An 11,324-nucleotide genomic window follows, 5' to 3' on the forward strand; every position below is an offset into this window, starting at 1 on the left:
GAGTGGCGGGGCCCGTAAGTGGCCGGGCCATACCAGGCCCCGCCATCCCTCCCACGTTGCGATCCGCGCCCCTTCTCCTTAAGGAGCGCGACGAAGACATCAGCAGACAGCGAGACGACCAGTGGACCACGCAGCAACCGGCCAGGAGGCGCTATCCCGCATCGCGGGCGCCGATGATCTCGATACGCTGGAGTCCCTGCGGGTCGAGTTCCTGGGCAAGCAGGGCTCGATCTCGGGCCTGCTCAAGACGCTGGGCAAGCTCGACCCCGAGGCGCGCAAGGTCGAGGGTCCCCGGATCCACGCCCTGCGCGAAAGCGTGAGCGAGGCGCTGGCCGCGCGCAAGGACGCCCTCGAGACCGCGGCGCTCGACGCGCGCCTCGCGTCGGAGACGATCGACCTCTCGCTCCCCGCGCCCGAGGCGCCGCGCGGCTCGGTGCATCCGATCTCGCAGGTGATGGACGAGCTGGCCGAGATCTTCGCCGACATGGGCTTCGCCGTCGCCACCGGTCCCGAGATCGAGGACGACTGGCACAACTTCACCGCGCTCAACATGCCGGAAAGCCACCCGGCGCGGGCGATGCACGACACCTTCTACTTCCCCGACAGGAACGAGGGCGGCCGCGAGATGCTGCTGCGCACGCATACCTCGCCGGTGCAGATCCGCACGATGCTGAGCCAGGGCGCGCCGCTGCGCGTGATCGCGCCGGGCCGCGTCTATCGTTCGGACAGCGACGCCACGCACACGCCGATGTTCCACCAGATCGAGGGCCTTGTCATCGACAAGGGCATCCACCTCGGCCACCTCAAGTGGACGCTGGAGACCTTCCTCAAGGCCTACTTCGAGCGCGACGACATCGTGCTGCGGCTGCGCCCCAGCTACTTCCCCTTCACCGAGCCCTCGATCGAGGTGGACGTGGGCTATTCCAACGAAGGCGGCCGCCGCGTCGTCGGCGGCTCGGGCGATGCGCCGGGCCATGCCTGGATGGAAGTGCTGGGCTCGGGCATGGTCAACCGCCACGTCATCGCCGCGGGCGGGCTCGATCCCGACGAATGGCAGGGCTTTGCCTTCGGCACCGGCGTCGATCGCCTCGCCATGCTGAAGTACGGGATGGACGACCTGCGCGCCTTCTTCGACGGCGACGTGCGCTGGCTCTCCCACTACGGTTTCTCCGCCCTCGACGTGCCGACCCTGTCGGGCGGCGTCGGTACTCCGGTCTGAGCGCGGGAAAGGACAAGACGATGAAGTTCTCGCTCTCCTGGCTCAAGCAGTACCTGGAAACCGACGCGACGATCGAGGAGATCGCCGCCAAGCTCAACGCCATCGGCCTGGAAGTCGAAGGCGTGGAGGATCCGGCCGAGAAGCTGGCGGGCTTCCGCGTCGCGCGCGTGCTCACCGCGGCGCGCCACCCCGATGCGGACAAGCTGCAGGTGCTCACCGTCGATACGGGGGAGGGCGAACCCCTGCAGGTCGTCTGCGGCGCCCCCAACGCCCGCGCCGGGCTCGTCGGCGTGCTCGGCCTGCCCGGCGCGACGGTGCCGGCCAACGGCCTGGTGCTGCGCAAGTCCGCCATCCGCGGCGTCGAATCGAACGGCATGATGTGCTCCACGCGCGAGCTGGAGCTGGGCGAGGACCACGACGGCATCATCGAGCTGCCGCAGGACGCGCCCGTCGGCACCCCCTTCGCGCAGTACCACGGCGCCGACCCGGTGATCGAGGTGGCGATCACCCCCAACCGGCCCGACTGCATGGGCGTGAACGGCATCGCCCGCGATCTCGCGGCGGCGGGGCTCGGCGCGTTCAAGCCGATCGAGCCGCTCGACCTGCCCGGCACCTTCCCGTGCCCGGTGGCGATCCGCATCGAGGATGCGCAAGGCTGCCCCGCCTTCTACGGCCGCGTGATAAGGGGCGTGAAGAACGGCCCGTCGCCGCAGTGGCTGCAGGACCGGCTCAAGTCGGCCGGCCAGCGCCCGATCTCGGCGCTGGTCGACGCCACCAACTACCTGATGCTCGTCAGCGGCCGCCCGGCCCACGCCTATGACCTCGCCAAGCTGAGCGGCGCGGTCGTGGCCCGGCGCGCCCGCGACGGCGAGACGGTGGTGGCGCTGAACGAGAAGACCTACACGCTCGATGCCGAGATGACGGTGATCGCCGACGAGGCGGGCGTCCACGACATCGCCGGGATCATGGGCGGCGCTCACTCGGGCTGCGGCGACGACACGACCGACGTCCTGCTGGAGATCGCCTACTTCGATCCCGAGCGCATCGCGCGGACCGGCCGCAAGCTCAACCTCACCTCGGACGCGCGCAGCCGCTTCGAGCGGGGCATCGACCCGGCCTTCCTCGACACCGGGCTGGAGCACCTGACCAAGCTGATCCAGACCCTGTGCGGCGGCGAGGCGTCCGAGGTGGTGCGCGTCGGTGCGCCGCCCAGCACGCCCAAGATCGTCCACTTCGCGCCCGCGCTGGTGGCGCGGCTCGGCGGCGTCGACGTGCCGCTCGCCGAGCAGGAACGCATCCTGGCGAGCCTGGGCTTCTCGGTCGTGGCGAGCGAGGAGAACGGCGAGCCGCGCTGGGCGGTCACCGTGCCCGGCTGGCGCCCGGACATCGACGGCGCGCCCGACATCGTGGAGGAGGTCGTGCGCATCCACGGCCTCGACAAGGTCGAGAGCGTGGCGCTGCCGCGCGCCGACGGCGTCGCCAGGCCCACCGCCACCCCGGCGCAGACGCTGGAGCGCCGCGTGCGCCGCGCCGCCGCGGCGCGCGGGCTGCAGGAAGCCGTCACCTGGTCGTTCCTGCCCGAGGCGGAGGCGCAGGCTTTCGCCGAAGGTCCGCTGTGGGTGCTCGCCAACCCGATCAGCGAGGACATGAAGGCCATGCGCCCCTCGCTGCTGCCGGGCCTGCTGATGGCCGCCAAGCGCAACCTTGATCGCGGTGCCGCTGCGCTGCGGCTGTTCGAGGTGGGCCGCCGGTACTTGCGCGGCGCCGGCGGGGCCAGCGACGAGAAGCTGACGCTGGGCCTCGTGCTGGCGGGCGAGAAGACGCGGCGCGGCTGGGCCACCGGCAAGGCCTCTGCCTTCGACGCGTTCGACGCCAAGGCCGAAGTGCTGGCGCTGCTGGCCGAGGCCGGCGCCCCGGTCGACAAGCTGCAGGTGATGGGCGAGGCGGGGCCGCAGTTCCACCCCGGCCAGTCGGCCACGCTGCGCCTCGGACCCAAGACGGTGCTGGCGCGCTTCGGCATGCTGCACCCGCAGGTCGCCCGCCAGTTCGACGTGGACGGGGCCGTCGCCATGGCGGAGATCCACCTGGACGCCATTCCCGGCCGCAGGGGCGCCGCCAGCTTCGCCCGCATCTCCTATGCGCCCCCGGCGCTGCAGGCGGTGACCCGCGACTTCGCCTTCCTCGTGCCCGCGGGGCTGCCCTCGGGCGACCTGGTGCGCGCGGTGCAGGGCGCCGACAAGGCGAACATCGTGGGAGCCCGGCTCTTCGACGACTTCCGGGGCCAGGGCGTGCCCGAAGGGCACAAGTCGCTCGCGCTTGAAGTCACGCTCCAGCCGGTCGACAAGAGCTACAAGGACGAGGACCTGAAGGCGATCAGCGCGAAGGTGACTGCCGCCGCCGCCAAGATCGGCGCGGTGCTGCGCGGCTAGGACACGGACAGGACGCGGGCAAAGGGGATCGACGTGGAACTGGTGACCATCTCCTCGGGCGATCTCACCGCCCGGATCCATCCCCTCGGGGCCGAGCTCTGGTCGCTCGCCGACCGTCTCGGCCGCGAGTACATGACCGATGCCGACCCGGCGTTCTGGACCGGCCACGCTCCCCTGCTGTTCCCGATCGTGGGGGCGCTGAACGGCGACCGCTACCGCCTCGACGGGCGCGAGTATGCGCTCAAGAAGCACGGCTTCGCCCGCCGCTCCGCCTTCGCGGTGGTGCAAGCGGCGGATGACCGCGCGTGCTTTCGCCTGACCGACAGCGAAGAGACGCGCAGCGTCTATCCCTTCGCCTTCGTGCTCGACATGGCGTTTCGCCTGGACGGCGCGTCGCTGCGCATGGAGGCGCGGGTCTCCAACCCCGGCGAGGAGCCGTTGCCGTTCAGCTTCGGCTTCCATCCGGCCTTCGCGTGGCCGCTTCCCGGCGGCGCTGCCAAGGCGGATCACCGGGTCGCGTTCGAGGCGGCCGAGCCCCAGCCGATCCGCCGCCTCGACCCGGCGAGCGGCCTCACGCTGCCCGAGCCCTTCGCCACGCCTGTCGAAGGCCACCTGCTCTGCCCCGACGCGGCGCAGTTCGAGGCCGACGCGCTGATCTGGGACCGGCTGTCCAGCCGCAGCGCCACTTTCGGCGCGCCCGGCGGGGCGCAGCTTGCCCTCGCCTTCCCCGACACGCCGATGCTCGGCATCTGGCAGAAGCCGGGGGCGGCGTACTTGTGCATCGAGCCGTGGCAGGGAATGGCCGACCCGCTCGGCTTTGCCCGCGACTTTCGCCAGAAGCCCGGCATCGTCACCCTGCCGCCCGGCGACACGCGCCGCTTCCGCATGGACGTGACCGTCCTCTCGGCCGACTGAAGGAGTTTCCCATGAAGACCGTTCTCGTCACTGGCGCCACGTCCGGGATCGGCGAGGCCTGCGCCCGCGCCTTCGCGGCAGCGGGATGGCGCGTGGTCGGCACCGGCCGCCGCGCCGAGCGGCTCCACGCCCTCGCCGAGGCGCTGGGTCCGGATCGCTTCCAGCCTTGCGTCTTCGACGTCCGCGACGAAGCCGCACGCGATGCGGCGCTCGCCGGCCTTCCCGCGGACTTCGCGCAGATCGATTGCCTGGTGAACAACGCCGGCCTCGCGCTCGGCGCCGCGCCGGCCCAGCAGGCCGAGCTCGCCAACTGGATGACGATGATCGACACCAACGTCGTCGCGCTCGTCTCGCTCACCCACAGGCTGCTGCCGGGGCTGATCGCGCGCAAGGGCAGCATCGTCATGCTCTCGTCGGTCGCCGCGACCTACCCCTACACCGGCGGCAACGTCTACGGCGGCACCAAGGCCTTCGTGCGCCAGTTCGCGCTGGGCCTGCGCTCGGACCTCTCGGGCACGGGCGTGCGCGTCACCTCGATCGAGCCGGGGATGGTCGAGACCGAGTTCACCGTGGTGCGCAACGGCGGCGACCAGCAGGCCTCCGACAGTTTCTACGCCGGGGTCAACCCGCTGACCGGCGGGGACATCGCCGAAACCGTGCTGTGGGTCGCCTCGCTGCCGGCGCACGTGAACATCAACACGCTGGAGGTGATGCCGGTGAACCAGTCGTTCGCCGGCTTCCAGATCGCGCGGGAGGGGTAGCCCGCTCGTTGTTCGTTGCGTGCGGCGGGGAGGTAAGGGCAAGGCCCCCCGCGGCGCCCTTAAACCTTCCCTTCTTCTTCCGCGCCAACTAAAGGCGCGCGGATGACGTCCGCCCCCCACCAGTCCCGCCGTACCTTCGCGATCATCTCGCACCCTGACGCGGGCAAGACCACGCTGACCGAGAAGCTCCTGCTGCAGGGCGGCGCGATCCACCTTGCCGGCCAGGTCAAGGCGCGCGGGCAGGCCCGCCGCGCCCGCTCCGACTGGATGAAGATCGAGCAGCAGCGCGGAATCTCCGTTACCAGCTCGGTCATGACCTTCGAGCGCGACGGGATCACCTTCAACCTGCTCGACACCCCGGGTCACGAGGACTTTTCGGAAGATACCTATCGCACGCTGACCGCGGTCGATTCGGCGATCATGGTGATCGACGCGGCCAAGGGCATCGAGCCGCAGACCCGCAAGCTGTTCGAAGTCTGCCGCCTGCGCTCGGTGCCGATCATCACCTTCGTCAACAAGGTCGATCGCGAGGGCCGCGCCTGCTTCGACCTGCTCGACGAAGTCGCCGACATGCTGGCGCTCGACGTATGCCCGATGTCCTGGCCCGTCGGCATGGGCGGGCAGTTCGAGGGCATCCTCGACATCGCCACCGGCCGCATCAGCCGCCCCGAGGGGCCGAGCAAGGAGTACCTCGGCAAGGTGGACGAGGGCGCGGCGCTGCCCGAGGCGGTGGCCGAGGAGCTGGAGCTGGCGCAGGCGGGCTATCCCGAGTTCGACGTCGACGCCTATCGTGGCGGCGACCTGACCCCGGTCTATTTCGGCTCGGCGCTGAAGAACTTCGGCGTGACCGAACTGATCGACGCGATCGAGCGGTTCGCGCCGCCGCCGCGGCCGCAGCCGTCGGAGCAGGGCACGATCGAGCCGGACAACAAGGAAGTCACTGGCTTCATCTTCAAGGTCCAGGCCAACATGGACCCGATGCACCGCGACCGCATTGCCTTCATGCGGCTCGTCTCGGGCACCTTCAAGCGCGGCATGAAACTGACGCCGTCGGGGCTGGGCAAGCCGATTGCCGTCCATTCGCCGATCCTGTTCTTCGCGCAGGACCGCGAGATCGCCGACAATGCCGAGCCCGGCGACATCATCGGCATCCCCAACCACGGCACCCTGCGCGTGGGCGACACCCTCTCTGAGCGCAACGACGTGCGCTTCACCGGCCTGCCCAACTTCGCGCCGGAGATCCTGCGCCGCGTCCAGCTCAAGGACCCGACCAAGACCAAGCAGCTGCGCAAGGCGCTCGACGACTTGTCGGAGGAGGGCGTGATCCAGGTGTTCTATCCGGAGATCGGTTCGCAGTGGATCGTCGGCGTGGTGGGCCAGCTGCAGCTCGACGTGCTCATCTCCCGGCTGGAGGCCGAGTACAAGGTGGAGGCGGTCCTGGAAGGCTCGCCCTTCGACACCGCGCGCTGGCTCAAGGGCGACGACAAGGCGCTGCGCGACTTCGCCGAGTTCAACAAGATGAACCTCGCGCGCGACCGCGATGGCGATCCGGTGTTCATGGCCCGCTCGGCCTGGGACGTGAACTACCAGCAGGAGCGCAACCCCGAGCTCACCTTCAGCGCCACCAAGGAGCGCTGAGGCCGCGCGGCCGGGCCTGGAAGGGTGGGCCTGGGAGGGCGGGCCCGGAACCTGCGCGTGGTGCCGCGGATTGTTACCGGGCCCACTCACCGGGAAACATTCCGTTGCAGATCAAGTTCGCCAGCTACAACATCCACAAGGCCGTCGGCCTCGACCGGCGGCGCGACCCCGAGCGAATCCTGACGGTCCTGCGCGAGATCGACGCCGACGTCGTCGCGCTGCAGGAGGTCGATCGCCGCTATGGCCGGCGCATGGCGGTGCTCCCGCTCGACGTCATCCAGTCGACCACCGATTACGTGCCGGTGCCCTATTCGATGAAGCCGGACAGCCTGGGCTGGCACGGCAACGCGATCCTGGTGCGCAAGGGGATCGAGCTGGTCGAGGCGGCGGCGGTGCCGCTGCCGGTGCTGGAGCCGCGCGGCGCCTTGCGCGCCGACATGATGGTGGAGGGTCGCCGCCTGCGCGTGATCGGCATGCACCTCGACCTGTCCGGGCTGCGGCGCCGCCACCAGGTCCGCAGCGTGCTCTCCCACTGGGCGGACTGCGCGGAGCAGGTGCCCACGGTGATGATGGGCGATCTCAACGAATGGGCCCATCGCGGCGGCTGCCTGCGCGAGTTCGGAGCCGATTGGCGCGTGCTGGCGCCGGGCCGCAGCTTCCCGTCGCGGCGGCCGATGGCGCTGCTCGATCGCATCATCGTCTCACCCGAGTGGGAGGTGCAGGGAACCGCTGTCCACCACAGCCCGTTATCTGCGGTAGGCTCCGACCACTTGCCGGTCCACGCCACCCTGGCGCTGCCCAAGAAATAAGCAGCTGCACATGAATTGAGCGACCGCGCGGCCTGCGCGGCGTGGTGCTGTTCGCCTGCCGACCGACAGGCGCACGATTATTCCTTCCTCGGGTAAATGGCACGCGGCTTGCTTTGCCTGTTTGCAGCCGGCGCTGGGCCGGTGGCTAACAGGGGATAGGCATGAAGTTCATCATAGCCATCATCAAGCCCTTCAAGCTGGACGAAGTGCGGGAGGCGCTGGGGGCCATCGGCGTCGCCGGCATGACCGTCTCGGAAGTGAAGGGCTTCGGTCGCCAGAAGGGGCAGACGGAAATCTACCGCGGCGCCGAGTACTCGACCAACATGCTGCCGAAGGTGAAGATCGAGGTCGCCGCGCCTGACGATCTCGCGCCCAAGATCGTCGAGACAATCCAGCAGGTCGCAAGCACCGAGGCCATCGGTGATGGCAAGATCTTCGTCCTCGACCTCGCTTCGGCCGTGCGCATCCGCACCGGCGAGGCGGGCGACACCGCGCTCTGAGGGGGATTTCATGATGAACCGCAAGCTTTTCTGCGGCGGCGGCGCTCTGACCGCGTCGCTTTTCGCCGCCCTTCCGGCCTTTGCGCAGGAGGCGGCTGCCGCGCCCGTGCCTGAGCCCGGCAACAATGCCTGGATGATGACCTCGACCCTGTTGGTCCTGTTGATGATCCTTCCTGGCCTCGCGCTCTTCTACGGCGGCCTCACCCGCTCGAAGAACATGCTGTCCACGATGACCCAGATCGGCGGCGTCACCGCGCTCGCCATGCTCATGTGGGTCATGGTCGGCTACGGCCTCGCCTTCGGGCCGGAAGGCAACCAGTTCATCAGCTGGGGCAAGTTCTTCCTCGCCGGCGTCACGCCCGACGCGACCGCCGCCACCTTCACCGACGGCGTCGTGATCTCCGAACTCGTCTTCGTCTGCTTCCAGATGACCTTCTCCGCGATCACGGTCGCGCTGGTCCTGGGCTCGGTGGTGGAGCGCATGAAGTTCTCGGCGGTGATGGTGTTCGCCATCGTCTGGCTGCTGCTTGTCTACTACCCGATCGCGCACATGGTCTGGGAAGCACGCGGCGTCTTCTTCGCGATGGGCGCTCTCGACTTCGCCGGCGGTACCGTCGTGCACATCAATGCCGGCGTCTCGGCACTGGTGGCCGCGATCATCCTGGGCAAGCGCAAGGGCTACCCGGCCGAGCCGATGGCCCCGCACTCGCTGACGCTGACCTTCGTGGGCACCGGCCTGCTGTGGGTGGGCTGGTTCGGCTTCAACGCCGGTTCGGCGCTCGAAGCGAACGGCTCCGCCGCCCTGGCCATGATCAACACCTTCGTCGCCACCGCATCGGCCGGCCTGTTCTGGATGCTGGCCGAGAAGTTCTCGGGCCACAAGGGTTCGGCGCTGGGCTACTGCTCGGGCATCATCGCCGGCCTCGTCGCCGTGACGCCCGCGGCCGGCAACTCGGGTCCGTTCGGCGCGATCGTGCTGGGCGCCGTCGCGTCGATCGTCTGCTTCATCTTCGTCTCGAAGGTAAAGCCGGCGCTCGGCTACGACGACTCGCTCGACGCCTTCGGCATCCACGGCGTGGGTGGCATCGTCGGCGCTCTCGGCACGGCGATCGTCTATGCGCCTTCGCTCGGTGGCCCCGGCGGCGACGACTTCGCAATCGGATCGCAGTTCGGGGTCCAGGCGGCTGCCGTGGCGGCCACGATCGTCCTTTCGATCGTCGGCACCGCGATCGCGATGTTCATCGCCAAGGCCGTCACCGGCCTGCGCGTCTCGCCCGAGGTGGAGGCCGACGGCCTCGACATCGGCGAGCACGGCGAGCGCGCCTACAACTAAGTCGAGACTATCCAGTTTGGCGGCGGCGGGGTCATCCTCCTCTCCTTCCCCCCGTCGTCGCCAACCGTTGTTCCTCCTGCGAACACAACCTTCAAAGGGTCGGAGCCAGCCGCTCCGGCCCATTTTTTTGCGCGTGTCGCAGGCACGGCGAACCGTCCGCGGAAGGTCGCGGGCGATGGCGCGAGGGTCAGCGGGTGTGCCGCCTCAGCGGCCGGCGGAGAGCATCTCGATGAGTTGCCGGATCGGCGTCACGTCGTATCCGGCGGACGCGGCGCGCGAGGCGATCGCGGCGGGGCTGTCCCCCGCCTTGGCGCGTGCCAGCGCCCACAACAGCGTCGAGCGCGTGCCAGACCGGCAATACGCCAGCACCGGCCCGTCGATGGCGAGCGCCGCCTCCATCGCATCCACCTGCGCCTGGCTGAAGCCGGCATGGGTCACGGGAATCGCCACGTAGTCGATGCCGGCCGCCCGCGCCGCCGCCTCGATCTCGGCCCCGGGCGTCTGGTCGTCGCTCTCCCCTTCGGGGCGATTGTTGACGATCCGGACGATGCCGAGCGCCTGCGCCTGCGCGATGGCGTCCACGTCGATCTGCGGGCTGGCGAATACGGTCTCGGTGATCTGGCGGAACATGGCTCGCTTCTTCTCCGGCAAAAACACAGGCGGTACAACGATCAGGTCGCCGTGAGTGCCGTCATCAAGACCCTCAGCAACGAAGTGGCAAGGCAAATCTTGGACGAGAATCGGATGTTTCGCGGCGACGGTCCGAAAAGGACACGTATTTCCGTTCGCCATCGCGGCTGGAGTCGTGTAAGAGTGATGATTGCAGGAGAGGGTCGGGTATTGCCCGGCCGCTCGCCTGACGCCCGGCGTGCTTCGTCCACGCGTCCGGGCGGATGCTTGAGGGGCGCAGCGAAGGTACGTTCGTAGACATGGGTTTTGACAGAGGTCGTCGCGGAAGGGGACGCGACAAGCGGGATCGGTTTGGGGAGGACGAGTTCGATCCGTTCTTTGCCGGACAGGATCGTTTCGGTGGCTCCGACCGGTTCGGCGGCGGCGGTGATCGCGGCGGCTTCGGCGGCGGCGGTGGCGGCGGCGGGTTCAGCGGCGGCGGCGGCTTCGGCGGCGGTCAGCGCAGCGGCGGCTTCGGCGGCGGCGGTGGTGGCGGCTTCGGCGGTGGTCGTGGCGGCGGCGGTGGCGGAATGCCCGCGCAGGTCGTTGGCCAGGGCCGCGGCGTCGTTAAGTTCTTCAACGCAGCAAAGGGCTTCGGCTTCATCCAGCGCGATGAAGGCGGCGACGACGTGTTCGTGCACATCAGCTCGGTTGAGCGCGCCGGCCTCGAAGGCCTGGCCGAGGGCCAGCAGCTCGAATTCCAGCTCGTCGATCGTGGCGGCAAGATCTCGGCCACCGACCTCTCGGTCGTGGGCGACGTGATCCCGGTCGCCAAGCGCGAGCCGGCTGCCCCGCAGCGCCAGCTCACCGGCGAAAAGGCTACCGGCACGGTCAAGTTCTTCAACTCCATGAAGGGCTTCGGCTTCATCACCCGCGATGACGGGCAGCCGGACGCATTCGTGCACATCAGTGCCGTGGAACGCTCGGGCCTCCAGGGCCTGAACGAAGGCGATCGCGTGGAATTCGACATCGAGGTCGATCGACGAGGCAAGTACTCGGCGGTCAACCTGGTGCCGCGCCAGGGTTGATCCTGCCTGCACTGCGCCCGGCG

The 11,324-nt window shown here is 69.3% G+C and carries 10 protein-coding genes; 9 read left to right on the forward strand and 1 reads right to left on the reverse strand.

Annotated elements, in window-relative coordinates; translation table 11 throughout:
* Positions 1-121: 121 nt before the first annotated feature.
* The 8 genes from pheS to ACFFJC_RS04325 all read left to right on the forward strand — a co-directional run bounded on the left by pheS (position 122) and on the right by ACFFJC_RS04325 (position 9,604).
* Positions 122-1,219 (forward strand): phenylalanine--tRNA ligase subunit alpha, encoded by a 1,098-nt coding sequence (gene pheS, locus ACFFJC_RS04290; protein ID WP_379486261.1) that lies wholly within the window; start codon positions 122-124, stop codon positions 1,217-1,219.
* Positions 1,220-1,239: 20 nt separating this feature from the next.
* Positions 1,240-3,648, forward strand: a complete 2,409-nt coding sequence (gene pheT, locus ACFFJC_RS04295) for a phenylalanine--tRNA ligase subunit beta (protein WP_379486262.1) — start codon at positions 1,240-1,242, stop codon at positions 3,646-3,648.
* Between the two features lie 27 nt (positions 3,649-3,675).
* The gene (locus tag ACFFJC_RS04300; RefSeq protein ID WP_379486316.1) at positions 3,676-4,563 is read left to right on the forward strand and encodes an aldose 1-epimerase family protein; all 888 of its coding nucleotides are present in this window, start codon (positions 3,676-3,678) and stop codon (positions 4,561-4,563) included.
* A gap of 11 nt (positions 4,564-4,574) precedes the next feature.
* On the forward strand, positions 4,575-5,324 hold the full coding sequence (locus tag ACFFJC_RS04305) for an SDR family NAD(P)-dependent oxidoreductase (RefSeq protein ID WP_379486263.1): 750 nt from the start codon (positions 4,575-4,577) through the stop codon (positions 5,322-5,324).
* A 102-nt stretch (positions 5,325-5,426) separates the two neighbouring features.
* Complete coding sequence (locus ACFFJC_RS04310) at positions 5,427-6,962, forward strand: peptide chain release factor 3 (RefSeq protein WP_379486264.1); 1,536 nt, start codon at positions 5,427-5,429, stop codon at positions 6,960-6,962.
* 104 nt (positions 6,963-7,066) lie between these two features.
* Positions 7,067-7,771 (forward strand): endonuclease/exonuclease/phosphatase family protein, encoded by a 705-nt coding sequence (locus ACFFJC_RS04315; RefSeq protein ID WP_379486265.1) that lies wholly within the window; start codon positions 7,067-7,069, stop codon positions 7,769-7,771.
* A gap of 161 nt (positions 7,772-7,932) precedes the next feature.
* Positions 7,933-8,271, forward strand: a complete 339-nt coding sequence (locus tag ACFFJC_RS04320; protein WP_007687500.1) for a P-II family nitrogen regulator — start codon at positions 7,933-7,935, stop codon at positions 8,269-8,271.
* Positions 8,272-8,284: 13 nt separating this feature from the next.
* Positions 8,285-9,604 carry an ammonium transporter gene (locus tag ACFFJC_RS04325; RefSeq protein WP_379486266.1) on the forward strand — a complete coding sequence of 440 codons (1,320 nt, stop codon included), beginning with the start codon at positions 8,285-8,287 and terminating at the stop codon, positions 9,602-9,604.
* 204 nt (positions 9,605-9,808) lie between these two features.
* On the opposite strand, the gene ACFFJC_RS04330 is transcribed toward ACFFJC_RS04325, so the two are convergent.
* The gene (locus ACFFJC_RS04330) at positions 9,809-10,234 is read right to left on the reverse strand and encodes a protein tyrosine phosphatase family protein (RefSeq protein ID WP_379486267.1); all 426 of its coding nucleotides are present in this window, start codon (positions 10,232-10,234) and stop codon (positions 9,809-9,811) included.
* A 299-nt stretch (positions 10,235-10,533) separates the two neighbouring features.
* Between ACFFJC_RS04330 and ACFFJC_RS04335 the strand changes: the two genes are divergently transcribed.
* Positions 10,534-11,301, forward strand: a complete 768-nt coding sequence (locus ACFFJC_RS04335; protein ID WP_379486268.1) for a cold-shock protein — start codon at positions 10,534-10,536, stop codon at positions 11,299-11,301.
* Positions 11,302-11,324: the final 23 nt, after the last annotated feature.

The organism is Novosphingobium soli, assembly GCF_042432915.1.
GTDB lineage: Bacteria > Pseudomonadota > Alphaproteobacteria > Sphingomonadales > Sphingomonadaceae > Novosphingobium > Novosphingobium soli.